Here is a 24,436-nt window from a genome sequence, read left to right as displayed (position 1 = left end):
GGTGGAGCGGGGGCGGTGTAGCCGGTTGGGACACGGAGGCTCTCTTGGTCAGGGGGGGGTTGGCCGGGCAGGCAACGACTGGCTCGGGACGGCCCGCCGGCGGCGAGGCGGGCGTCGGCGCAAAGATTAGCATCCTAGCGGCCTATTGCCAGCGCCTGGCCTCGGGGCTGCGCGCCGCTTCCAGCATCGCCAGCATGGAGCGGGCGGCGTTGGAGAGGGTGCGGCTCTTGTGCATCAGGTAGCCCAGGGGGCGCTGGATGGGCCGGTGGTCGATGGGCAGTACCTCGATCTCGTCGTCGATCAGGCTCTCCGGCAGCACGCTCCAGCCCAGGCCGATGGCGACCATCATCTTGAGGGTCTCCAGGTAGTTGGTGGAGAGCGCCACCTGCACCTTGAGCCCCTCCCGGGCGAAGGTGTCGACGACGATGCCGCGGGTAAAGGTCAGGTGCCCCGGCAGCACCGCATCGAAGGTGGAGAGGGCCGGCAGTGCCAGGCGTTGGCGGCCGGCCAGGGGGTGGTCGCGGCCACAGACGAAGCGCAGTTGATCGACCCACACCGGTACCACGGTGAGGTCGGGGGCGGGGGAGGGCGCCAGGGTCACCACCGCCAGCTCCAGTTCGCCGTCGAGCACGTCCTGGTAGGCCTGCTCCGAGTCGAGGAAGCGCATGTCCAGGCGCACCTCGGGATGGGCCTGGGTATAGGCCTTGAGGATCGGCGGCAGGCGGTGCAGGCCGATATGGTGGCTGGTGGCCATGGTCAGGCTGCCGCCCACGTCGCCGCTGAGGTTGCCGATGGCGCGGCGGCTGTCGTCCACCATCACCAGGATCTGGCGGGCCCGGGGTAGCAGCAGCCGTCCCGCCTCGGTGAGGCTGACCCGCCGGCCGATGCGGTCGAAGAGGCGCGCGCCGACCTGGTCCTCGAGGCCGGCGATGCGCTTGCTGACCGCCGGCTGGGTGAGGTGCAGGTGTTCGCCGGCCAGGGAGAAGGAGCCGTGATCGGCCACGGCGAGAAAGGCCTGAAGGCTCTGGGTATCCATTGCAAGGCTCCGAACGGTGTGAACAGGGCTACCGAGGTTGGTATGGCGAGGGGCGCTGGGGACAGGGCGGAGCGGGGGTTTTTTGCCAGGGATGGCAAAAGTAGCGCCCAGGGAGGGGTTCACAGCGCCCCGCGATGGCCTGTCCCCAGGGTAGCCCCGGGTCGCCAGCGGAAAGTGTGCCGCCTGCGATAGCCTTGAGATGTTCTGTACCCATTATATTCCATGTTGGAATTCAAAGGATAAAAAACATGAATTGATTTTATGGATGGCGCCCCCTAGTCTCGAGCCATCAGAGAAGCGCGGGCAACGAGCCCGCCCCTGGAGGAGACCCCCATGGCAGGCCAGACGCTCTACGACAAGCTGTGGTCACAGCACCTGGTAAAGGAACGTGACGACGGTACCGCCCTGATCTATATCGACCGCCACCTGCTCCACGAGGTGACCTCGCCCCAGGCCTTCGAGGGCCTGCGCCTGGCGGGCCGTAAGCCCTGGCGCCTGGACGCCAACCTGGCCACCCCGGACCATAACGTGCCCACCACCGTGGTGGAGCGGGCCCGGGGCAATGCCGGCATCCAGGACCCGGTGTCGCTGATCCAGGTGCAGACCCTGGACGACAACTGCGAGGCCTTCGGCATCGAGGAGTTCAAGATCAACGACGCCCGTCAGGGCATCGTCCATGTGGTGGGCCCGGAGCAGGGCGCCACCCTGCCGGGCATGACCGTGGTGTGCGGCGACTCCCACACCGCCACCCATGGCGCCTTCGCGGCCCTGGCCCATGGCATCGGTACCTCCGAGGTAGAGCACGTGCTGGCCACCCAGTGCCTGCTGGCCCAGAAGATGAAGAACATGCTGGTGCGGGTCGAGGGCGAGCTGGGCCTCGGCGTCACCGCCAAGGACATCGTGCTGGCGGTGATCGGCGAGATCGGCACCGCCGGCGGCACCGGCTACGCCATCGAGTTCGCCGGCAGCGCCATCCGCGGCCTCTCCATGGAAGGTCGCATGACGGTCTGCAACATGGCCATCGAGGCCGGCGCTCGGGTCGGCCTGATCGCGGTGGACGACACCACCATCGACTACCTCAAGGATCGCCCCTACGCGCCCAGCGCCGCCCAGTGGGAGGCCGCCGTGGCCGACTGGCGCGGCCTGGTCTCCGACGAGGATGCGGCCTTCGACAAGGTGGTGGAGCTGGATGCCGCCGCCATCGAGCCCCAGGTGACCTGGGGCACCAGCCCGGAGATGGTCACCGGGGTCTCCGGCGAGGTGCCCGACCCCGAGGCCCAGGCGGATGCCACCCTGAAGAGCGGCTACCAGCGCGCCCTGGAGTACATGGGTCTGGCCGCCAAGCAGAAGATCACCGATATCAAGCTCGACAAGGTGTTTATCGGCTCCTGCACCAACTCGCGCATCGAGGACCTGCGCGAGGCGGCCAAGGTGGCCAAGGGCAAGAAGGTCGCCGACTCCGTCCAGCTGGCCATGGTGGTGCCGGGCTCCGGCCTGGTGAAGCGCCAGGCCGAGGCCGAAGGGCTCGACAAGATCTTCGTCGAGGCGGGCTTCGAGTGGCGCGAGCCGGGTTGCTCCATGTGCCTGGCCATGAACGCCGACAAGCTGGGCGCCGGCGAGCACTGCGCCTCCACCTCGAACCGCAACTTCGAGGGGCGCCAGGGCTACGGCGGGCGCACCCACCTGGTGAGCCCGGCGATGGCCGCCGCCGCCGCCATCGCCGGTCATTTCGTCGATGTGCGCGCCCTCGAATCGAACCGCGCCGCCCAGGAGGCCTGAGTCATGCAGAAATTCGAACGTCAGCAGGGGCTGGTGGCGCCCCTCGATCGGGCCAACGTGGACACCGATCTGATCATCCCCAAGCAGTTCCTCAAGTCGATTCAGCGCAGCGGCTTCGGCGTCAACCTCTTCGACGAACTGCGCTACCTGGACGAAGGCCAGCCGGGCCAGGATTGCTCGCAGCGTCCCCTCAACCCCGATTTCGTGCTCAACCAGGCGCGTTACCAGGGCGCCAGCGTGCTGCTGGCGCGGCGCAACTTCGGCTGCGGCAGTTCCCGGGAGCACGCCCCCTGGGCCCTGGCCGACTTCGGCTTCCGGGTGGTGATCGCGCCGAGCTTCGCCGATATCTTCTACAACAACGCCTTCAAGAACGGCATCCTGCTGATCACCCTGGAGGAGGAGGCCGTCGACCAGCTGTTCGAGGAAGTGGAAACCAGCGAGGGCTATCGCCTCGACGTGGACCTGGAGCAGCAGCGCATCACCACGCCGGGCGGCGAGATCCTCGAGTTCGCGGTGGATGCCTTCCGCAAGCACTGCCTGCTCGAGGGGCTCGATGATATCGGCATCACCCTGCAGGACGAGGACGCCATCCGCGCCTTCGAGCAGAAGCATCGCGCCGCCCGCCCCTGGCTGTTTCGCCAGGCCGGCTGAGCCCCGTATTCATCGATTCAAGGGAAGAGACACCTGATGAGCCGCAAGATTCTCGTTCTGCCGGGCGACGGCATCGGTCCGGAAATCACCCGCGAGGCGGTCAAGGTCCTTAAGGCCTGCCAGGCCAAGGGCCTGGACGTGACCCTGGAGGAGGGCCTGGTGGGGGGCGCCGGCTATGACGCCCACGGCGAGCCGCTGCCCGCCGCGACCCTCGACAAGGCCAAGGCCGCCGACGCCATCCTGCTGGGCGCCGTGGGCGGTCCCCAGTGGGACACCCTGGAGGACCTCGCCAAGCGTCCCGAGAAGGGTCTGCTGGGCCTGCGCAAGAACCTGGGGCTGTTCGGCAACCTGCGCCCGGCGCTGCTCTACCCGCAGCTGGCCGAGGCCTCGACCCTCAAGCCCGAGGTGGTCTCCGGCCTGGATATCCTGATCGTCCGCGAGCTCACCGGCGGCATCTACTTCGGCCAGCCCCGGGGCATCGAGGAACGCGACGGCGAGCGGGTCGGCTTCAACACCTATGTCTACTCGGAGTCGGAGATCGAGCGCATCGGTCGCCTGGCCTTCGAGATGGCCCAGAAGCGCGGCAAGAAACTGTGCAGCGTCGACAAGGCCAACGTGCTGGAGGTGACCATCTTGTGGCGCGAGGTCATGGAGCGCCTGGCGCCGGAGTACCCGGACGTGGAACTCTCGCACATGTACGTGGATAACGCCGCCATGCAGCTGGTGCGTGCGCCCAAGCAGTTCGACGTCATCGTCACCGGCAACATGTTCGGCGATATCCTCTCGGATGCCGCCGCCATGCTCACCGGCTCCATCGGCATGCTGCCCTCGGCGTCCCTCAACGAGAGCGGCCAGGGCATGTACGAGCCCTGCCACGGCAGTGCCCCGGATATCGCCGGTCAGAATATCGCCAATCCGCTGGCCACCATCCTCTCGGTGGCGATGATGCTGCGCTACTCTCTGGGGGAGACCGCCCTGGCCGAGCGGATCGAGACCGCCGTGGGCCAGGTGCTCGACCAGGGCCTGCGTACCGCCGATATCGCCTACCCGGGCACCCGCCAGGTTTCCACCACCGAGATGGGCGACGCCGTACTGGCCGCCTTCGAGGCGCTCTAAACGCGCCCTCGGTATTTCCGCGCCCGTGGCACCCGCGGGCGCTACCTCCTCCGAGCGGGGAGGCACACTTATTTTCAGGAGGACATTCACATGTTGAAAGTCGGTTTTGTCGGTTGGCGTGGCATGGTCGGTTCCGTGCTGATGCAGCGCATGGTGGAAGACGGAGACTTCAAGGGCATCGAGCCGATCTTCTTCACCACCTCCCAGGTCGGGCAGCCGGGGCCGGACGTCGGCGTGGAAGTGCCCCCCCTCAAGGATGCCTTCGACCAGGAGGCCCTCAAGGCCCTGGACGTGGTCATCACCTGTCAGGGTGGCGACTACACCCAGGCGGTCTATCAGGACCTGCGTCAGGCCGGCTGGAAGGGCTACTGGATCGATGCCGCCAGCACCCTGCGCATGGCCGACGAGGCGACCATCGTCCTCGATCCGGTCAACCGCCATGTGATCGATGCCCAGCTGGCCCGTGGCGCCAAGACCTTCGTCGGCGGCAACTGCACCGTGTCGCTGATGCTGATGGGCCTGGGCGGGCTCTTCGAGGCCGATATGGTCGAGTGGATGACCTCCATGACCTACCAGGCCGCCTCCGGCTCCGGCGCCAAGCATATGCGCGAGCTGCTCAACCAGATGGGCGGCCTGCGCGACAGCGTGGCCTCCGAGCTGAGCGATCCGGCCAGCGCCATCCTGGATATCGACCGCAAGGTCACCGCGGCCATGCGCGGCGGCGACTTCCCCACCGAGAACTTCACCGCGCCCCTGGCCGGCAGCCTCTTGCCGTGGATCGACTCCAAGCTCGACAACGGCCAGAGTCGCGAAGAGTGGAAGGGCAGCGTCGAGACCAACAAGATCCTCGGCCTCGACAACAACCCGATTCCCATCGACGGCCTCTGCGTGCGCATCGGCGCCATGCGCTCCCATAGCCAGGCCTTCACCATCAAGCTGAAGCAGGATGTGCCCCTGGACGAGATCGAGGAGCGCATCGCCAAGCACAACGACTGGGTCAAGGTGGTGCCCAACGACAAGGAGACGACCATCGCCGACCTGACCCCGGCGGCGGCCACCGGCACCCTCACCGTCCCGGTGGGGCGCCTGCGCAAGCTGGCCATGGGCGGTGAGTACCTGTCCGCCTTCAGCGTCGGCGACCAGCTGCTGTGGGGCGCCGCCGAGCCCCTCAAGCGGATGCTCAAGATCCTGCGCGAACAGCGCTAAGCGTCGCCTGGCAGCGTCGAAAACGCCTCCTTCGGGAGGCGTTTTGCATTATGGCTCCCTTGTACAGTAGGCGTTGAAACGCAGCGGGAGGGCGCCAAGGAGGCCTGTATCAGAGGTGTTACACTGACAGGCAGTGACGCTTCAGCCATAGGTGGGCCGCCATGAAACGCAAGCTAACGGGTGTCGTGCTGCTCGGTCTCTCCCTGGCCACTCCCCAGGCCCTGGCCCTGGGGGTCGGGGCCCTGGAAGTGCACTCCCCTCTGGGGGCGCCGCTGGAGGCCACCATTCCCCTCTACGACACCCGGGGGCTCGACCCGGCGGGCTTCCAGGCGCGCCTCGCCGACGCCCAGACCTATGCCCGGGCCGGCCTGCCCCGCGTCGAGCCGCTCGGGGATCTCGACTTCCGGGTCGAGCGCCGCGGTGAACGCCTGGTCTTGGTGCTCGACTCGCGACGGCCGATCAATGAGCCCTACCTGGACCTGCTGATCGACCTGACATGGCCGGGCGGTCAGCAACTGCGCCAGATCACCCTCTTGCTGGATCCCCCGGACTATCGTCCCCTGATCGAGCCCGCCGCGCCCCGGGTGCCGGTCACGCCCGCGTCCTCGGCGCCCGCCGTGGCGCCTGCGCCTGCTGCCACGCCGGTCGCTCCTTCTCCGGCGGTGCAGGCCCAGGGCGATCCAGCCTTCGTGCGCTCCGGGGACACCCTCTGGGCGGTGGCCGGCCGACTGCGTCCGGATCGCGACGTCGGTATGCAGCAGATGATGCTGGCCCTGGTGGCGGCCAACCCCGAGGTCTTCCCCAACGGCAATATCAACCAGATGCGCGCCGGCTTCACCCTGAGCGTGCCGAGCCGCGAGGCCCTGGTGGCGATCTCTCCGGCCGAGGCGGAGCGGCTGGTGCAGGCCCATCATCGGGCCTGGGCCAATCGCGGCGGCGGGGCGCCGGCGCCGGTGGCCATGCCCGCGCTGGACGAGGCGGCGGCCCCTCGGGAGGCGGCGCCTCCCGAGAGTGATGAGGGCGAGGCGCAAGCCGAGGCCGAACCCGCCCCCGAGGCGGCGGCTGACGAGACGCCGGCGGCCTCCGCCGAGTCGACAGCGCCCGCCGCGCCGGAGGCGGAGGGCGAGGCCGTGGCGCCAAGCGCCGGCGACGATCAGGCCGCGCCGCGCCTGGTGCTGCTGAGCGATGCCGAGCTGGCCGCGGAGCAGTCGGCGGGCCAGGCCGACCAGGAGGGCGCCGGCGAGCCGGCCTTCGGAGAGTCCGTCGCCGAGGACGCCAAGGCATCGGCCCTGGCCGCGGCGGATGGGCTGGCCGAAGAGGAGGGCCTGGTCGAGGAGGGCGCGCTTGCCCCAGCGGAGAGTGGCGAGCCGCGGCGGACCCCGTCATCCGCGGCGGGGGAGGGCGAGCCCCGTGCCGCGGTGGCCTTGGCCGAGCTACGCGAGGAGCGGGATGCGCTGCGTGGCGAGATCACCGCCCTGCGCGACGAGATGGCCGCCCTGCGCGATCAGCTGGCGGCCCTGGCCGCCGACAGCGGGGCCGATGGGGCCGGCCTCGGCGGCGTCGTGCCCCCCGATAGCGCGACGCCTGATGAGGGCGCGCCGGCACAGAACCCTCCCTGGTGGGGCGCGCTCTGGGCCGGGGCCCGGAATCATGTCCTGGCCCTGGGCGGCGCCGCCCTGGCGCTGCTGCTGGCGCTCTGGGCGCTGCTGCGCCGGCGTCGCGAGGAGGACGAGGGGCAGAGCTTCGCCGAGCGCTATGCGGCGAGCCCGGTGCCGGAGCGCGATCCGGCGCGGCCCGTGCCCGGCTCGGCCCAGCCCGAGCCTCGCGCCATTCCCGAAGCCCAGGCGATCAGCGAGGCGGATATCTTTATCGCCTATGGTCGCTATGACCAGGCTCGGGAGCTGCTCGAGGCGGGCCTGGCCCGAGAGCCCGACCGCGACGACCTGCGCTTGAAGCTGATGACGGTGCTGGTGGAGCAGCATGACTGGGCGGCGGCGCGCCGCGAAGGCGAGCTGCTCGAGGCCCACGGCGACCCCGCCCTGGCCCCCGAGCTAGCCCGGCTGCAGGCGCGTATCGCCACGCAAGGGGGCGAACGGGAAGGCGACTCCGTCGAACCCGAGGGGGAGGCGGCTCAGGACGAGTCGTTGGGACGGCGCATCGAGCCTCCCCGGGAGCACCAAGGCGAGCCGGACGCCGCGGAGGCCGAGGCGCCCCGGAGCGAGTCGCCGGAACGCATCATCGACTATCGCCCGCCGCGGATCGACCCCGTCGAGCCGCGGGGCGAGACCCCCCGGCAGCCCGAGGTGGAGTATACGCCCGGCGACGAGCCGCCCAACGGCGAGATTCCCCACGATTGGGAGGTGGAGGAGCTGGCCTTACCGGCCTCGGATCTGGATAATAAGGCCTCCGCCGCTGCCCCGGCAGCGCAGCGGCTCCTGGCCGAGGCCCAGGCCTTGCTCGAGACGGGCGAGCGCGAACGGGCCGCCGAGCTGCTGGCCCGCGTCGTGGCCGACGGCGATGACCAACGACGGGAGCAGGCGCGGGCCCTGATCGCCCAGCACAACCTCTGATGAGCCGATGCCCCTGTTCGAGCCCCTAGACGAGACCCGCCCCCTGACCGGACGCCTGGCCCTGGGCGTGGAATACGATGGCAGCACCTACTGCGGCTGGCAGCGCCTCAAGCATGCCGCCTCGGTGCAGGCCTCCCTGGAGGACGCCCTGTCCAGGGTCGCCGCGGCCCCGGTCAAGGTGCTGTGCAGCGGCCGCACCGACAGCGGGGTGCATGCCACTCGCCAGGTGGTGCATTTCGACCCGCCGGCGGCCCGTTCCCAGAAGGCCTGGGTGTTCGGCGCCAATGCCAACCTGCCGCGGGATATCGCCGTGCGCTGGGTGCATCCGGTCCCCGACGACTTCCATGCCCGCTTCAAGGCCCTGGCGCGGCGCTACCGCTACGTGATCCTCAATCAGCCCAGCCGTCCGGTGCTGGAGCGTGCCAATGTCACCTGGTGTCGCGACCCCCTGGATGCCGAGGCGATGCACCGCGCCGCCCAGGTGCTGGTGGGCGAGCATGACTTCTCGAGTTTTCGCGCTGCCGGCTGCCAGTCGAAGAGCCCCTGGCGGCACCTGCACTTTATCGAGGTGCATCGCCATGGCCCCCTGGTGGTGATCGACGTCCAGGGCAACGCCTTCCTGCACCATATGATTCGCAATATCGCCGGCGCCCTGGTGGCGGTGGGTCGCGGCGAACAGGCCGAGACCTACCTGGCCGAGTTGCTGACCCTGAAGGATCGCGCCCAGGGCGCCGTGACCGCCCCGGCCTGTGGCCTGCACTTCGTCGACTCCCTCTATGACGAGGCCTATGGACTGCCCGCCGAGCCGCTGGGGCCCAATCTGCTGGCCTTCCTGGGCGAGTGGACCGGCGAGCGTCCCCTGCCGGACTGCCCCATGGTCGAGTACCGCCGCGGCCGTCCGCTCGTCTCCCTCATCGCCAGCGAGGAGTAAGCCCATGCTGCAACGTACCCGGGTCAAGATCTGCGGGCTGACCCGCGAGGCGGACGTCGACGCCGCCGTGGCCGCCGGCGCCGATGCCCTGGGCTTCGTGATGTGGCCGGGCAGCAAGCGCGGCATCGACCTCGAGCGCCTGGCCGCCCTGAGCGCCCGGGTGCCGGCCTTCGTCACCCGGGTGGGGCTCTTCGTCGACCAGGAGCCCGCGCTGATCGGCCGCTGCGCCGAGCATCTGGACCTGCTGCAGCTCCACGGCCAGGAATCGCCCGAGTTCTGCGCGAGCCTACCGCGGCCCTGGATCAAGGCGCTGCGCATGCGCGAGGGCCTCGATCTGCACGCCGCCGCGGCGGATTACGCCGGCGCCCGGGCCCTGCTGCTGGACGCCTACAAGCCCGGCGTGCCGGGGGGCACCGGGGAGACCTTCGACTGGTCGCGGATCCCCGCAAGCCTGGCAAAACCTGTTATTCTCGCGGGAGGCTTGAGCGCCGACAATGTCGGCCAGGCGATCGCCGCGGTGCAGCCCTTCGCCGTCGATGTCTCCGGCGGGGTGGAGCGCGCCCCCGGGGTCAAGGACCCCGCCAAGATCGCAGCCTTCCTGCGCCAGGTACTCCTGAGCCATCCCATCCAAGCCCAAGCGACCCTGTGAGGTGTCTTTCGTGACCAAGTTCAGCGACCTGACCCGACTGCCCGATGCCCGCGGCCATTACGGCCCCTATGGCGGCCGGTTCGTATCGGAAACGTTGAGCTTCGCCCTGGAGGAGTTGGAGAGCATCTACGCGAGCCTTCGCGACGACCCCGACTTCCAGGCCGAATTCGACCGTGACCTGGCCCATTACGTGGGCCGTCCCTCGCCGCTCTATCACGCCGAGCGATGGTCACGGGAACTGGGTGGCGCGCAGATCTGGCTCAAGCGGGAAGACCTCAATCACACCGGCGCTCACAAGGTGAACAACACCATCGGCCAGGCCCTGCTGGCCAAGAAGAGCGGCAAGCCGCGGGTCATCGCCGAGACCGGCGCCGGCCAGCACGGCGTGGCCACCGCCACGGTGGCGGCGCGCCTGGGCCTCGAATGCGAGGTCTATATGGGCGCCGAGGACGTCGAGCGCCAGAAGCTCAACGTCTATCGCATGCAGCTGTTGGGGGCCAGGGTGATTCCGGTGGAGTCCGGCACCCGCACCCTCAAGGACGCCATGAACGAGGCGCTGCGCGACTGGGTCACCAACGTCGACAACACCTTCTATATCATCGGCACCGTGGCCGGCCCGCACCCCTATCCGATGCTGGTGCGCGACTTCAACGCCGTGGTGGGTCGCGAGGCGCGCCGCCAGTCCCAGGAGCAGATCGGCCGCCTGCCGGATGCCCTGGTGGCCTGCGTCGGCGGCGGCTCCAACGCCATGGGCCTCTTCTACCCCTTCGTCGAGGACGACGAGGTGAAGATGTACGGGGTCGAGGCGGGGGGCGACGGCATCGAGACCGGTCGCCACGCCGCACCCCTGGCCTCCAATGCGCCCCGCGGCGTGCTGCATGGCAACCGCACCTACCTGATGTCCGACGAGGCGGGGCAGGTCAGCGACACCCACTCCATCTCCGCCGGCCTGGACTACCCGGGGGTCGGCCCCGAGCACGCCCTGTGGAAGGACGTGGGTCGGGTCGAGTACGTGACCGCCAACGACGACGCCGTGCTCGAGGCGTTCCGCGAGCTGACCCGGGTCGAGGGCATCATGCCCGCGCTGGAATCCGCCCATGCCCTGGCCCATGCCAAGGCGCTGGCGCCGACGATGCGCCCCGATCAGCATATCGTGGTCAACCTCTCCGGCCGCGGTGACAAGGACATCATGACCGTCGCCAAGCTCGACGGCATCGTACTCTAAGGACGTCCCGATGAATCGTATCGATCAACGTTTCGCCGACCTCAAGGCGCAGGGCCGCAAGGCCCTGATTCCCTACCTGACCGCCGGGGATCCGGGGCCCGAGCACACCGTGGGCTTCATGCATGCCCTGGTGGAGGCGGGGGCCGACGTCATCGAGCTCGGCGTGCCTTTCTCCGACCCCATGGCCGATGGCCCGGTGATCCAGAAGGCCTGCGAGCGTGCCCTGGCCAAGGGCGTGCGGCTGAGCCACCTGTTCGAGATGGTCGGCGAGTTCCGTCGCCAGGACGCCACCACGCCGGTGGTGCTGATGGGGTATCTCAACCCCATCGAGCGCCTGGGCTACCAGGCCTTCGCCGATGCCGCGGCGGAGGCCGGCGTCGACGGCGTGCTGATCGTCGACATGCCGCCGGAAGAGGCCGATGAACTGGGGCCGATTCTCAAGGCTCGCGGCCTGGCGATGATCTTCCTGGTGGCCCCTACCACCTCCGCGGCTCGGGCCGCTACAATATGCGCCCATGGCGAGGGCTATCTCTACTATGTCTCCCTCAAGGGGGTGACGGGGTCGGCCAATGTGGATGCCGGCGACGTGGCCAGCCACCTGGCGCCCTTGCGTGGCCTGACCGAGCTGCCGCTGTGCGTCGGCTTCGGCATCCGCGATGGCGCCTCGGCGGCCGCGGTGGGTGGGGTCTCCGACGGCGTGATCGTCGGCAGCGCCCTGGTCAACCGGATCGCCGAAGGGGCCGAGGCCCCGGAGGGCATCGCCCCGGTATTGAAGACGGTGCTCGGCGAGATGCGTCAGGCCCTGGATGCCTGAGTCGCCGCGGCACTCGTATTGACTCACTGCAGGCCCGGCGATTGCCGGGCCGCCTATGATGGAACTCTTCTGTTATGAGCTGGCTTGACAAGATCGTGCCGTCCATGGGGCGCATTCAGCGCAAGGATCGCCGTGCGAGCGTTCCCGATGGCCTGTGGCGCAAGTGCCCCAAGTGCGAGGCGGTGCTCTACCTCCCCGAGCTCGAGAAGCATCACAACGTCTGCCCCAAGTGTGATCACCACCTGCGCCTGACGGCCCGCAAGCGGCTGCAGTGGTTCCTCGACAAGGAGGGCCGCGAGGAGATCAGCGCCGACCTGGAGCCGACGGATCGCCTCAAGTTCCGTGACTCCAAGAAGTACAAGGACCGCCTGGCCGCGGCCCAGAAGGGCACCGGCGAGAAGGACGCCCTGGTGGCCATGCGTGGCAGCCTGGATGGCCTGCCGGTGGTGGCGGTGGCCTTCGAGTTCACCTTTATGGGGGGCTCCATGGGCGCCGTGGTGGGCGAGAAGTTCGTGCGCGCCGCCAGCGTGGCCCTGGAGGCGGGCATCCCGCTGGTCTGCTTCTCCGCCTCCGGCGGGGCGCGGATGCAGGAAGCGCTGTTCTCGCTGATGCAGATGGCCAAGACCTCGGCGGCCCTGGAGAGGCTCAAGCAGGCCGGCGTGCCCTATATCTCGGTGCTCACCGACCCGGTCTACGGCGGCGTCTCGGCATCGCTGGCGATGCTCGGCGACCTCAACGTGGCCGAACCCAATGCGCTGATCGGCTTCGCCGGCCCGCGGGTGATCGAACAGACGGTGCGCGAGAAGCTGCCGGAAGGCTTCCAGCGCAGCGAATTCCTCCTCGAGCATGGCGCGGTGGACATGATCGTTCACCGCAACGAGATGCGCACCCGCCTGGGCGGCGTGCTGCGCAAGCTGACCGCCCAGCCGTCGCTGGCCCAGGCCGAGGCGGCTCCCGCCGTCGAGGAGGCCCCGCTGGCCGCTGATCCCGAGGGCTCCGATGACGACGCCAAGGATGCTCGCTAAGCGATGAGTGAGACGCCCTCGACCCTCGATGCCTGGCTCGAACGCCTGGAACGTCAGCATCCGGTCAGCATCGACCTGGGCCTGGAGCGGGTGGCTCGGGTCGCGCGCCGGCTGGGCCTCGACGCCGGCCCCATCGCCGAGCGGGTGATCACCGTCGCCGGCACCAATGGCAAGGGCTCCACCGTGGCCATGCTGGAGGCCCTGGGGCGCGCCCATGGGCTGAGCACCGCCAGCTACACCTCGCCACACCTGCTGCGCTATAACGAGCGGCTGCGCTTCGATGGCGAGGAGGCCGACGATGCCACCCTGATCGCCGGCTTCGCGGCGGTGGAGGCGGCGCGTCTCGAGGGCGAAGCGGTGAGCCTGACCTATTTCGAGGCGGGCACCCTGGCGGCGCTCTGGGCCATCGCCCGGCATCGCCCGGCGCTTGCCATCCTCGAGGTGGGGCTCGGCGGGCGCCTGGATGCGGTCAACGTGATCGACCCGGACGTGGCGGTGGTCACCACCGTGGCCCAGGACCACGCCGCCTTCCTGGGCGATGACCTGGAGGGCATCGGCCGCGAGAAGGCCGGTATCCTGCGCGCGGGGCGTCCGGCGGTGCTGGGCAGCACCGACCTGCCGGCCAGCGTCGCCGAGGTGGCCGATACGCTGGGGGCGGTGCGCCATACCCTGGGCGAGGACTACCGCCGCGAGGCCGCCGCGGAGGGCTGGGCCTGGCAGGGCCTGAACGCCGAAGGCGACGCCCTGCATCTGGCGGCGCTGCCCGACCCGGGCCTGCCCCTGGACAACGCCGCCACGGCGCTCCAGGCCCTGGCGCTGGCGGGAGTGACCCTCGACGCCGCGGCCTGTCGTCGGGCGCTGGCCGGGGTGACCCTGGCCGGGCGCATGCAGTGGCGTGGTCAGTGGTGCCTGGACGTGGGGCACAATCCCCATGCCGCGGCGTATCTGGCGGCGCGCCTCGCCGAGCGCACCCTGGCCCCGGGGGCCAGGCGCTATGCCCTGCTGGGCATGCTCGGCGACAAGGATGCCGAGGGGGTGGTGACGGCCCTGGCGCCGGTGATCGATGGCTGGGTGTGTGCCACCCTGGACGGGGAACGGGCCCGCAGGGCCGCCGCCCTGGCCGAGGTGGTGCGCGGCGCCGGCGGCGAGGTGGTCGCCGAGCTCGACTCGCCGCGGGTCGCCGCCGACTGGTTGGCTGCGCGCCTGGACGAGGCCGATGAGGTGCTGGTCTGCGGCTCCTTCTTTACCGTGGCCGACGTCCTGGCCGGCTGGCAGTCATGATCGTCGCCCTGGTCGAGGGGCTGGTCGGCCGGGCCATCACAAGGATCCAGGATCGGGGAGGTCCCGATGAAGTATGGAATGCGTGAGCGCCTGAGCGGCGCCGTGATCCTGATCGCCCTGGGGGCGATCTTCGTGCCCATGCTGTTCGATGAGCCCGCCCCCCGGGAGGAGCGCCCGCAGCCGGTGCTGACCATCGAGCAGCCCATCGAGGTGGATCGCACCCCGGTGGCGGAGCCGACGCCGCCGGCAAGCCTCGAAGAGACGCTCGAGGCCGAGGGCGGCGGCGATGAGTCGAATGCACCGGGCGGCTCGACGGCGTTGCCCGAGGCGTCCGAGCCCGAGGTGGTTCGCCAGGCGCCCGCCGAGCCGGCATCTCCGCCGGCTCCCGAGCCCGAGCCCAGCGAGCCGGCGACCGATCCCATCGCCGAGCTGGCCCGGGCCGCCCAGGGTGGCGGCGACGCTCGTCCGGTGGCGGGCGACTGGGCGGTGCAGGCGGGCAGCTTCGGCGAGCCGGCCAATGCCGAGCGCCTGGAGCGTCGGCTCAGTGAACAGGGCTTTCGCGCCTATCGTCGCCCCCGGGATAATGGCCTGACCACCGTCTACGTGGGGCCCTTCGAGAGCTCCGAGGCGGGGGAGCGGGCCCGGGGCGAGCTCAAGGATCGGGCCAATATCCAGGGCCTGCTGATCCGAGTGAGGGAGTGACATGATGAGCCGATGCTACGCTTCCCAGGGCCTGCTGATCCGGGTAAGGGAGTAAGCCGATGCGCCGATACCGAAGGGGGCGAATGGCTCGAGTGGAGGGATCACCATGGCGCTGACCTGGCTCGACTGGGCCTTCCTGGCGGTGCTGGCCGTGACCATGCTCACCGGCTTTATGCGCGGCCTGGTGCGCGAGGCCCTGGGCCTGGGGGCCTGGATCCTGGCGTTGCTGGTGGCGCGTTTCCTGGCCGAGCCGGTGGCGGGGCTGTTGAGCGGGCTGATCGACAGCGCCGATGGTCGCCTGGTGCTGGCCTTTATCCTGGTGATCCTCGGGGTGGTGATCGCCAGTGGCATCGTCATTCGCCTGCTGCATGCCGCCGTCGAGTGGGTCGGCATGGGCTTCTTCAATCGGCTCATGGGGGCGGCCTTCGGCACCCTCAAGGGGGGCGCCATCCTGGTGCTGGTGACCATCCTGATCTCCCTGACGCCCCTGGCCCAGCTCGAGGCCTGGCAGCAGGCCGAGCTGCGCCCCACCTTCGAGGTCCTGCGCGACTGGGCGGTCACCCAGTTCGAGGCCTGGGAGTTCAATGAGCCGGAGCGCCTCGAGCAGTGGCGCGAACTCTCCCTGCCGGACATGCGCGGCGGGGCGCTGGAGCCGACCGAGACCCTCTGAGGGCGGCGGCAGAATTTACCGCCGCGGCGTCGGCCGCGACGGGTCAATGCAAGCGAGTCAATGCAAGCGAGGTAAGGCGGTATGTGCGGTATCGTGGGCCTTATGGCCAATCAGGCAGTCAATCAGGGACTCTATGATGCCCTGACGGTCCTCCAGCACCGAGGGCAGGATGCCGCCGGTATGATGACCTGGCATGAGGGCCGCTTCCTGCTGCGCAAGAGCAACGGCCTGGTGCGGGACGTCTTCCATACCCGCCATATGGCGCGCCTCAAGGGCAACCTGGGCATCGGCCATGTGCGCTATCCCACCGCCGGTTCCTCCAGCGAGGCGGAGTCGCAGCCCTTCTACGTCAACTCCCCCTACGGCATCACCCTGGCCCATAACGGCAACCTGACCAACTCCGACCAGCTCAAGCAGGAGCTCTTTTCCACCGACCTGCGCCATATCAACACCAGTTCCGACTCCGAGGTACTGCTCAATGTCTTCGCCCACGAGCTGGGCAAGCAGGGCCTCTACCTGTCGCCGGAGGATGTCTTCGACGCGGTGCGTCGCGTGCATCGCCGCTGCAAGGGCGGCTACGCGGCGGTGGCGATCATCAACGGCGTCGGCATGGTGGCCTTCCGCGACCCCCACGGCATCCGCCCGGTGGTCTACGGGGCTCGCCAGGAAGACGGCGAGCGTCAGGAGGTGATGATCGCCTCCGAGTCGGTGGCCCTCGATGTGGGCGGCTTCGAGCTGCATCGTGACCTGGCGCCGGGGGAGGCGATCTTCGTCGACATGGCCGGCCAGATTCACACCCAGCAGTGCGCCGACGCCCCGACCCTGGCCCCCTGTATCTTCGAGCACGTCTATCTGGCGCGCCCCGACTCCATCCTCGATGGCGCCTATGTGTACGGCACCCGCATGCAGATGGGCCGCAAGCTGGGCGATCGCATCCTGAGCGACTGGCCGGAGCACGATATCGACGTGGTGATCCCGATCCCCGATACCTCGCGCACCTCGGCCCTGGAGCTGGCTCAGCACCTGGGGGTCACCTTCCGCGAAGGCTTCATGAAGAACCGCTATATCGGCCGCACCTTTATCATGCCGGGGCAGACCCAGCGCAAGAAGTCGGTGCGCCAGAAGCTCAACGCCATCGATATCGAATTCCGCGGCAAGAACGTCTTGCTGGTGGATGACTCCATCGTGCGCGGCACCACCTGCAAGCAGATCATCCAGATGGCCCGGGAAGCCGGCGCCAACAAGGTCTACTTCGCCTCCGCCGCGCCGCCCGTGCGCTATCCCAATGTCTATGGCATCGATATGCCGGCGGCCAACGAGCTGATCGCCCATGGGCGCAGCGAGGCCGAGGTGGGCGAGCTGATCGGTGCCGACCGGATCTTCTATCAGGACCTCGAGGACCTGAAGAGCGCCTGCCGCGAGGTCAATCCGGCCATGCAGGAGTTCGACTGCTCGGTGTTCGACGGCAACTACGTGACCGGCGATATCGACGACGCCTACCTGGCGGCCCTGGAGGCCTCGCGCAACGACAGCGCCAAGCAGCAGAGCGCCGGCGATCATGCCCTGGTGGGGATGCATAACCAGGACGACGATATCGACGATTAAGGGGGTTCCATGGATCAGACATCGGATTGGTCGCTGGACACCCTGGCGATCCGCGCCGGCCACCGGCGTACCGCGGAGCAGGAGCATGGGGAGCCGATCTTCCCCACCTCCAGCTTCGTCTATGGCAGCGCCGCCGAGGCGGCGCGCAAGTTCGGCGGCGAGGAGCCGGGTAACGTCTACTCCCGCTTCACCAATCCCACGGTGCGTACCTTCGAGGAGCGCCTGGCGGCCCTGGAGGGCGGCGAGCGCTGCGTGGCCACCGCCTCCGGCATGGCGGCCATCCTCTCCACCGCCCTGGCGCTGCTCAAGGCCGGGGACGAGATCGTGGCGTCGCGCTCGCTGTTCGGCTCCACCGTCAGCCTGTTCGACAAGTACCTGGGCAAGTTCGGCATCACCACCCGCTATGTGGAACTGGCCGACCTGGATGCCTGGGAGGCCGCCATCACCCCGGCCACCAAGCTGCTGTTCGCCGAGACGCCGTCCAACCCGCTCTCCGAGCTGGTGGATATCGCCGCCCTCGCCGAGATCGCCCATCGTCACGGGGCTTGGCTGGCCATCGATAACTGCTTCCTGACCCCGGCGTTGCAGAAGCCCCTGGCGCTCGGCGCCGACCTGGTGATCCACTCCGCCACCAAGTACCTGGATGGCCAGGGGCGTGCCATCGGCGGCGCCGTGGTGGGGCGCAATCAGGAGCTGGAGGAGCTGTTCGGGGTGGTGCGTACCTGCGGCCCCTGCATGAGCCCCTTCAACGCCTGGATCTTCACCAAGGGGCTGGAGACCCTGGGGCTGCGCATGCGCGCCCACTGCGACCAGGCCCTGGCCCTGGCCCAGTGGCTGGAGGCCCATCCCGCGGTGACCCGGGTTCATTACAGCGGCCTGGAGAGCCATCCCCAGCATGCCCTGGCGAGCCGCCAGCAGCAGGGCTATGGCGCCGTCCTGGGGGTCGAGGTCAAGGGCGGGCGCGAGGGCGCCTGGTCGGTGATCGATGCCACCCGGCTGCTCTCCATCACCGGCAACCTGGGTGACGTCAAGACCACCATCACCCATCCCGCCACCACCACCCATGGGCGCCTGAGCGATGCCCAGCGGGAGGCCGCCGGCATCAGCCAGGGGCTGATCCGCATCGCCGTGGGGCTGGAGTCGCTGGAGGATATCAAGGCGGACCTGGCCCGCGGCCTGGATGCCCTCTAGGTCGCCTCGAGTCCTGGTCACGACGCTCGCCCCGCCTCGCGGGGCGAGCGTCGTTTCGGGGCCTGGAGCAAAAGTTCCCCGGCCACTGTTTCCTGTTGGGAAATAATCCCTTTACTTCGCCGGGGATGCATCCCTTCCGTGGAGTGATTAAGCTACGCCTTATCATGTTTCAAGAGGACGGCGAGGATGTGGCGCAATCACCGCAGCGGCTGGGGCTGGATCACTATCGCCCTGCACTGGATCAGTGCCGTGGCCATCATCGGGCTCTTCGTACTGGGCTGGTGGATGGTCGATCTCGGCTACTACGACGCCTGGTACAACCTGGCGCCCTGGTGGCATCGTTCCCTGGGCATGCTGGTGCTGGGGCTGACCCTGGCGCGGCTGGTCTGGCGGCTGGTGCAGCCGGCGCCCCGGGTGCCCGGCAGGCGCCTCGAGCGACTGGCCGCTCATCTCGGGCATATCGGCCTCTACGGCCTGATGCTGGCGGTAATGGTCAGTGGCTATCTGATCTCCACCGCCAAGGGGCGCGGCATCGACGTCTTCGGCTGGTTCGAGGTGCCGGCGTTGATCAGCGGGCTGCCCGATCAGGCGTCCATCGCCGGCTCGGTGCACTGGTACAGCGCCGTGGCGTTGATGAGCCTGGCCGGCCTGCATGCCCTGGCCGCCCTCAAGCACCATTTTCTCGGCCGCCACGACGTGCTCCGGCGCATGCTGGTCGCCCGTTCCCACTGACCCCGTCGTTATCCGCTTCCCGGGGTGTCCCCGGGAGTCGACGCCGACCCACAAGGAGTGATTTATGCTGAAGAAGACCGCCCTGGCCACCCTGGCCGCCGCCGCTCTCATCCCGCTGAGCCAGGCTCAGGCCGCCGACTATGTGATCGACACCGAGGGCCAGCACGCCTTCGTGCAGTTCAAGATCAGTCACCTGGGGTTCTCCTATCTCCTGGGCAGCTTCGAGACCTTCGAAGGCGGCTTCAGCTATGACCCGGAGAACCCGGAGGCCTCCAGCGTCGAGATGCAGGTGCAGATCGACAGCCTCAACACCAACCATGCCGAGCGCGATCGTCATATCCTCAGCGACGACTTCCTCGGCGCCGACGCCTTCCCCACCGCGACCTTCGTCTCCACCGGCTTCGAGCCCAGTGGCGAGGGCGAGGGCGTGCTGAGCGGCGAGCTGACCCTCAAGGGCGAGACCCAGGCCATCGAGATGCCGGTGACCCTGCTGGGCGAGGGCGACGATCCCTGGGGCAACTACCGGGCCGGTTTCGAGGGCAGCACCACCCTGACCCTCGGCGATTACGGCATCGACATGAGTGCCCTCCCCGAGGCGATGCACGAGCTCGAGCTCTATGTCACCTTCGAGGGCATTCGCCAGTAATCACCGGGTTCTCACGAGAACGCCGGCTCCGCGAGGAGCCGGCGTTTTTTTATGTTTATGGCGATGGATTAGCGGGGATCGAGCACGGCATCGGGGAAATAGCGCTTGAGCATCTTGTTCTGGAACGGATCCACGAAGCGACTGTTGATGATCACGATAAAGCGCTCGAAGGGGGCGTCGGGAGTCACCTGGTGCAGGGCATCGGCGCTATGGAAGAGCCGGTCGTCGCGCAGGTGGAGCACCTCCCCCGGGGCCAGGGTGTGCTCCATCACTACCCGGTTGCCCGCCTTGTCGGCATAGGCGCGGCTGGTGCCGCCGGCGACATTGTCGCGGTTGAGTACCAGGATGCTCAGGAAGCGGCAACCGTCGGCATGGATGCCCTGGCCCTGGAGGGGATCATGGGTGCCCTTGCCGCGCACGCCGGTGATCTGCATCAGGATCGGCTCCTTGGGGCCGATCCCCCACAGCCGCGCCCAGTGACGCACGAAGTCGTGCACATCGGCCCGCTCCAGGAACTCCTCCTCCAGGCTCGGGTAGTAACGCAGCTTGTCGGCCATGCTCTCGGCATCATTGAAACGGCCCCCCTGGGCCATGGGGCAGTCCCCCATCACCTCCACCGCACCGTCGTCGGCCACCGAGAGCCAGGCCATGCGCTTCCAGCGACGATTGACGTAGGGATCGCGGGGCAGGGTCGCGAGGAAGCCGCCCCAGGCATCCAGGTCGAGTCGCGACGAGATATCGGTGACGCACCAGTCCTGCTGCGCCAGGGTGTGAGCCACCTCCGGATCCCAGTAGGGGGCCGGCGCCTTGGTGATCAGAGTCGAGAGATCATAGCCGTGCTTGAGGCTTTCCTGTTTCATGGGTCTATCCTCTTGGGGAATGTCGCCGGCATGGCGACGGAAAACGTGAATCATTGCCGTGGCAATAGATCAAGCCTGTAAATAGAGCGTAAGAAATGTCAAAAAATGTATATCATGGGCGGGATTGCGTTGGCGGCTCGCCGGGCAGGCATGCCTCGGCCTGCTAGGGTAAGTGGAAGGAAACTGTCGCCTCCCGGCGCATGCGTTAAGATGACGCCCTTCAATGACGAGAATGGATAAGACACGTGCCGGCAAAGTCCCGTTCTTCCCACGCCACCGCGAGCGGCAGGCGATCCCTCGACACCCTGCTGTTGATCGGGATTCTGCTGGGGTTCACGGTCCTGGCCATTGCTAGCTGGCCGGCGTCGCTCCTCAGCGTGCTGGCCGCTTGTGGCGCCCTGGGGGCGGCTCTCCTGTTGTATCGTCGAGGGAAGCGACGCCGTTTCGGGGAGGTCTCGCGGGAGCTGGTGGACGTGCAGCGTCGCCATAGCGAGAGTGAGCAGCGCTTTCGCGCCCTGCTGGAGAGCCTGCCCAAGGTGGCGGTGCAGGGGTATGACCGCAATCGGCGCGTGATCTACTGGAACGCCGCCAGCACCCAGCTCTACGGGTACCTTCCGGAGGAGGCCCAGGGGCAACTGCTGGAGGACCTGATCATCCCCGAGGCGATGCGCGAGGGCGTGATCCAGGCCCACCATGACTGGGTGGAGCAGGGCCGCGAGATTCCCGCCGCGGAGCTGGAGCTGCGCCATAAGTCCGGTGGCCCGGTGGCGGTCTTCTCCCACCATGTGATGCTCGGTGAACAGACCGAGGATCCCCTGATGTTCTGCGTCGACGTGGATCTCTCGGTACAGAAGCAGGCCCATCGCGACCTGGAGTTCGTCACCCGTTTCGATACCCTGACCCTGTTGCCCAATCGGCGGGCCTTCGAGACCGAGCTGGAGGCCCAGTTGGAGGGGTGTCGCCGTCAGGCCCATAACCTGGCGGTGCTGTTTATCGATCTGGATGGCTTCGCCGAGATCAACGATGCCCAGGGGTATGCCCAGGGCGATATGCTGCTGCGTCAGGTGGCCCGTCGGCTGCGCAACTGTCAGCGCAGCTCCGACCTGCTGTCGCGTTTCGGCAGCGACGAGTTCGTGATGGCCTTCGGGCAGCTGCGCGACGACAACGACGCCATGCGCCTGGTCGACAAGGTGCTTCACGCCTTCCTGCTGCCTTTCCAGATCGGGGAGCGGGAGGTGCATATCACCGCCAGCCTGGGTATCGGCCTCTTTCCCGATAACGGCACCACCGCCCTGGAGTTGATCCATAACGCCGACGTGGCCAAGAATCGCGCCAAGCTCTCCGCCACCCAGCACTACTGGTTCTTCAATCAGAAGCTTCAGGATGAGCTGGTCCACGAGCATCAGATGGTGGAGCGGCTGCAGCAGGCGCTGCGCCTGAACGAGCTGCAACTCTTCTATCAACCCCAGGTCTCGGCGGTGAGCGGCCGGGTCGAGCAGGTCGAGGCGCTGCTGCGCTGGTTTCCCCGGGAGGGGGGCGTGGTATCGCCGGCGGAGTTTATTCCGGTGGCGGAGCGCTCCCAACTGATCGAGCGTATCGGCGACTGGGTGATCGAGGAGGCGTGTCGTCAGCGGGCGGAATGGAAGGCCGAGGGGCTCGGCGACTACCGTATCGATATCAACCTGTCCGGGCGCCAGGTGGCGCACCCCGAGCTCTTCACCCGCCTCGAGGCGGCCCTCGAGCGGCATGGGCTGGAGCCCGAGGATATCGGGATCGAGCTCACCGAGAACGTGCTGATCAAGGCCAATAGCGGCCTCCTCGACAACCTGCGGCGCCTCTATCATCGCGGCATGAAGATCGCCATCGACGATTTCGGCACCGGCTACTCCTCGCTGAGCTATCTCAAGCTCTTTCCGGTGACCTCCCTCAAGGTGGATCGCAGCTTCGTGCACGATGCCCCGGATCAGCCCAGCGATCGGGCGATCATGGCGGCGGCGGTGTTTATCGGCCATCAACTGGGCCTGGAGGTGGTGGCCGAAGGGGTCGAGAACGAGGAGCAACTGGAGCTGGTGAGGGATCTGGGCTGTGATCTGGTGCAGGGCTACTATTGCTTCAAGCCGATGGCCGCCGAGGATACCCGCCGCCTGCTGGGGGCCCTGGTGCTCGACGGGGATGGCCTGACCAACTGAGGCGACCTGCCGCCGGGGGAGGAGAGACGTTACACTAGCCGGCTAACGTTTCATCCCGGAGCCGACGTGTCCGTATCCACCACCGCCTCGCCGAGCCTGGCCCGCCAGCTCTGGCGCCAGACCTGGCCCATGACCCTCGGGGTGCTGGCCCTGCTGGGCTTTCAGCTCACCGACAGTGCCTTTATCGCCCGCCTGGGCACCGCTCCCCTGGCGGCCCAGGCCTACACCTTTCCCCTCAGCTTTCTGATCATCGGCATCCAGGTGGGCCTGGGGATCGCCATCGCCGCTTTGATCTCCCGAGCCCTGGGGGCCGGCGAGGCGCAGCGGGCCCGCCGCCTGGGTAGCCTGGTGCTGCTGCTGGGGGCCGCGGTGCTGGGTGGCCTGGCGCTGTTGCTGTGGCTGATCCAGGCGCCGATCTTCGCCCTGCTGGGGGCGGACGGTGCCACCCTGAGCCTGATTCGCGCCTACTGGGCGCCGCAACTGCTGGCCGCCTGGCTGGGGGCCCTGCTCTATTTCGGCTACAGCCTCTTCCGTGCCCATGGCGATACCCGCCTGCCGGGCAAGCTGATGGTGCTCACCAGCCTGGCCAACCTGGTGCTGGACCCGCTGCTGATCTTCGGCCTGGGGCCCTGGGAGGGCTGGGGCCTGCCCGGTGCCGCCTGGGCCACGGTCCTGGCCTTCGCCCTGGGGTTGATCATCGTCGGGCGGCGCCTGGCGGGTCGGGCCTGGCTCGCCCTGGAGGGGCTCCTCGACGAGGCGCGGCGCTCGGCACGCCCCTTCCTGGGTATCGCCGGGCCGGCCATGCTCGGACAGCTGATGCCGCCCCTGGCGGCCATGCTGGCGATCGCCGTGGTGGCCACCCTGGGTGAGGCGAGCGTGGCCGCCTGGGGCCTGGCCAGCCGCCTGGAGACCCTCTCCCTGGTGGTGGTGCTGGCGCTGACCATGTCGCTGCCGCCCTGGCTGGGGCGCTGCTACGGCGCCGGTGACTGGGCCCAGGTCGACCGCCTGCTGCGCCTGGCGGTGCGCCTGGTGGTGGGCTGGCAGCTGGCCCTGGGGGGCGTGTTGGCGTTGCTGGCCCCCTGGGTGGCGGCGGGCCTCTCCGGCAACCCCGAGGTGCAGCAGGACCTGGCCGTGCTGATGCGCTTCCTGCTGCCCAGCTATGCGCTGCTGGGGCTGTGCATGCTGATGGTCTCGGCGGGCAATGCCCTGGGCTGGCCGCTGCGCTCCATGCTGATGTCGGCGGCGCGGCTCTTCCTCTGCTATCTGCCCTGCCTGTGGCTGGGGGCGCGACTGGGAGACCTGATGGGCCTGGCGGCGGGCGCGGCGCTGGGCAACCTGCTGGCCGGGGCCCTGGCCTGGCAGTGGAGTCGGCGGCTGTTGCGGGCCCGGATAAACAGGGCAGTGAAAACAATTTAAAAACACCGTTCTATTATTGGATTGAGTCGTATCAGTGAGATTCTTTGTTTGAAATCTATGATTAAAACTTAATATTTGGAATATTTTGCTGTCATCGTAGGCCTATACTGCGTCCATTGCGCCGGCAGCCGCCGGCCAACCC

The 24,436-nt window shown here is 68.4% G+C and carries 21 protein-coding genes; 19 read left to right on the top strand and 2 right to left on the bottom strand.

Going from position 1 to position 24,436, the window contains the following annotated elements; all coding sequences use genetic code 11:
• Positions 1-142: 142 nt before the first annotated feature.
• Positions 143-1,036: a LysR family transcriptional regulator gene (locus NFU04_RS08995; RefSeq protein ID WP_251309122.1), complete on the bottom strand. Its 894-nt coding sequence runs from the start codon at positions 1,034-1,036 to the stop codon at positions 143-145.
• Between the two features lie 333 nt (positions 1,037-1,369).
• Here NFU04_RS08995 and leuC point away from each other — a divergent pair, with 333 nt between their 5' ends.
• From leuC to NFU04_RS08910, 17 genes are all read left to right on the top strand, one after another.
• The gene (gene leuC, locus NFU04_RS08990) at positions 1,370-2,815 is read left to right on the top strand and encodes a 3-isopropylmalate dehydratase large subunit (protein WP_251309121.1); all 1,446 of its coding nucleotides are present in this window, start codon (positions 1,370-1,372) and stop codon (positions 2,813-2,815) included.
• Positions 2,816-2,818: 3 nt separating this feature from the next.
• Positions 2,819-3,466, top strand: coding sequence for a 3-isopropylmalate dehydratase small subunit (gene leuD / locus NFU04_RS08985; protein WP_251309120.1), 648 nt, complete (start codon positions 2,819-2,821; stop codon positions 3,464-3,466).
• A 36-nt stretch (positions 3,467-3,502) separates the two neighbouring features.
• Entirely contained in the window at positions 3,503-4,582 is a 1,080-nt protein-coding gene (gene leuB / locus NFU04_RS08980) for a 3-isopropylmalate dehydrogenase (RefSeq protein WP_251309119.1), read from the top strand.
• A 90-nt stretch (positions 4,583-4,672) separates the two neighbouring features.
• Positions 4,673-5,788, top strand: coding sequence for an aspartate-semialdehyde dehydrogenase (asd, locus tag NFU04_RS08975; RefSeq protein WP_251309118.1), 1,116 nt, complete (start codon positions 4,673-4,675; stop codon positions 5,786-5,788).
• Between the two features lie 161 nt (positions 5,789-5,949).
• Positions 5,950-8,358, top strand: coding sequence for a FimV/HubP family polar landmark protein (locus NFU04_RS08970; RefSeq protein WP_251309117.1), 2,409 nt, complete (start codon positions 5,950-5,952; stop codon positions 8,356-8,358).
• Positions 8,359-8,365: 7 nt separating this feature from the next.
• Entirely contained in the window at positions 8,366-9,289 is a 924-nt protein-coding gene (truA, locus tag NFU04_RS08965; RefSeq protein ID WP_251309116.1) for a tRNA pseudouridine(38-40) synthase TruA, read from the top strand.
• Between the two features lie 4 nt (positions 9,290-9,293).
• A complete protein-coding gene (locus tag NFU04_RS08960; protein WP_251309115.1) occupies positions 9,294-9,938 on the top strand; it encodes a phosphoribosylanthranilate isomerase in 645 nt (214 codons plus the stop codon).
• A gap of 10 nt (positions 9,939-9,948) precedes the next feature.
• Positions 9,949-11,163, top strand: coding sequence for a tryptophan synthase subunit beta (trpB, locus tag NFU04_RS08955; protein ID WP_251309114.1), 1,215 nt, complete (start codon positions 9,949-9,951; stop codon positions 11,161-11,163).
• Positions 11,164-11,173: 10 nt separating this feature from the next.
• Positions 11,174-11,977, top strand: coding sequence for a tryptophan synthase subunit alpha (gene trpA, locus NFU04_RS08950; RefSeq protein WP_251309113.1), 804 nt, complete (start codon positions 11,174-11,176; stop codon positions 11,975-11,977).
• Positions 11,978-12,051: 74 nt separating this feature from the next.
• The gene (gene accD, locus NFU04_RS08945; RefSeq protein WP_251309112.1) at positions 12,052-13,002 is read left to right on the top strand and encodes an acetyl-CoA carboxylase, carboxyltransferase subunit beta; all 951 of its coding nucleotides are present in this window, start codon (positions 12,052-12,054) and stop codon (positions 13,000-13,002) included.
• A gap of 3 nt (positions 13,003-13,005) precedes the next feature.
• Positions 13,006-14,283, top strand: coding sequence for a bifunctional tetrahydrofolate synthase/dihydrofolate synthase (gene folC / locus NFU04_RS08940; protein WP_251309111.1), 1,278 nt, complete (start codon positions 13,006-13,008; stop codon positions 14,281-14,283).
• 66 nt (positions 14,284-14,349) lie between these two features.
• Positions 14,350-14,985: an SPOR domain-containing protein gene (locus NFU04_RS08935; protein WP_251309110.1), complete on the top strand. Its 636-nt coding sequence runs from the start codon at positions 14,350-14,352 to the stop codon at positions 14,983-14,985.
• 106 nt (positions 14,986-15,091) lie between these two features.
• Entirely contained in the window at positions 15,092-15,655 is a 564-nt protein-coding gene (locus NFU04_RS08930; RefSeq protein WP_251309109.1) for a CvpA family protein, read from the top strand.
• 81 nt (positions 15,656-15,736) lie between these two features.
• Positions 15,737-17,260, top strand: a complete 1,524-nt coding sequence (gene purF, locus NFU04_RS08925; RefSeq protein ID WP_251309108.1) for an amidophosphoribosyltransferase — start codon at positions 15,737-15,739, stop codon at positions 17,258-17,260.
• Positions 17,261-17,269: 9 nt separating this feature from the next.
• Positions 17,270-18,451, top strand: coding sequence for an O-succinylhomoserine sulfhydrylase (locus NFU04_RS08920; protein WP_251309107.1), 1,182 nt, complete (start codon positions 17,270-17,272; stop codon positions 18,449-18,451).
• Between the two features lie 186 nt (positions 18,452-18,637).
• Positions 18,638-19,183 carry a cytochrome b gene (locus NFU04_RS08915; RefSeq protein ID WP_251309106.1) on the top strand — a complete coding sequence of 182 codons (546 nt, stop codon included), beginning with the start codon at positions 18,638-18,640 and terminating at the stop codon, positions 19,181-19,183.
• Positions 19,184-19,247: 64 nt separating this feature from the next.
• The gene (locus tag NFU04_RS08910) at positions 19,248-19,829 is read left to right on the top strand and encodes a YceI family protein (RefSeq protein WP_251309105.1); all 582 of its coding nucleotides are present in this window, start codon (positions 19,248-19,250) and stop codon (positions 19,827-19,829) included.
• Positions 19,830-19,897: 68 nt separating this feature from the next.
• On the opposite strand, the gene NFU04_RS08905 is transcribed toward NFU04_RS08910, so the two are convergent.
• Positions 19,898-20,689, bottom strand: a complete 792-nt coding sequence (locus NFU04_RS08905; protein ID WP_251309104.1) for a 2OG-Fe dioxygenase family protein — start codon at positions 20,687-20,689, stop codon at positions 19,898-19,900.
• A 245-nt stretch (positions 20,690-20,934) separates the two neighbouring features.
• Here NFU04_RS08905 and NFU04_RS08900 point away from each other — a divergent pair, with 245 nt between their 5' ends.
• Together NFU04_RS08900 and NFU04_RS08895 are read left to right on the top strand one after the other, a co-directional pair.
• Positions 20,935-22,878: a putative bifunctional diguanylate cyclase/phosphodiesterase gene (locus NFU04_RS08900; protein WP_251309103.1), complete on the top strand. Its 1,944-nt coding sequence runs from the start codon at positions 20,935-20,937 to the stop codon at positions 22,876-22,878.
• A 129-nt stretch (positions 22,879-23,007) separates the two neighbouring features.
• Positions 23,008-24,294 carry an MATE family efflux transporter gene (locus NFU04_RS08895; RefSeq protein ID WP_251309126.1) on the top strand — a complete coding sequence of 429 codons (1,287 nt, stop codon included), beginning with the start codon at positions 23,008-23,010 and terminating at the stop codon, positions 24,292-24,294.
• The last annotated feature ends 142 nt before the right edge of the window (positions 24,295-24,436 follow it).

This window comes from Halomonas sp. NCCP-2165 (assembly GCF_023708045.1).
GTDB lineage: Bacteria > Pseudomonadota > Gammaproteobacteria > Pseudomonadales > Halomonadaceae > Bisbaumannia > Bisbaumannia pacifica.
This window is presented reverse-complemented; position numbering and strand designations above follow the sequence as displayed.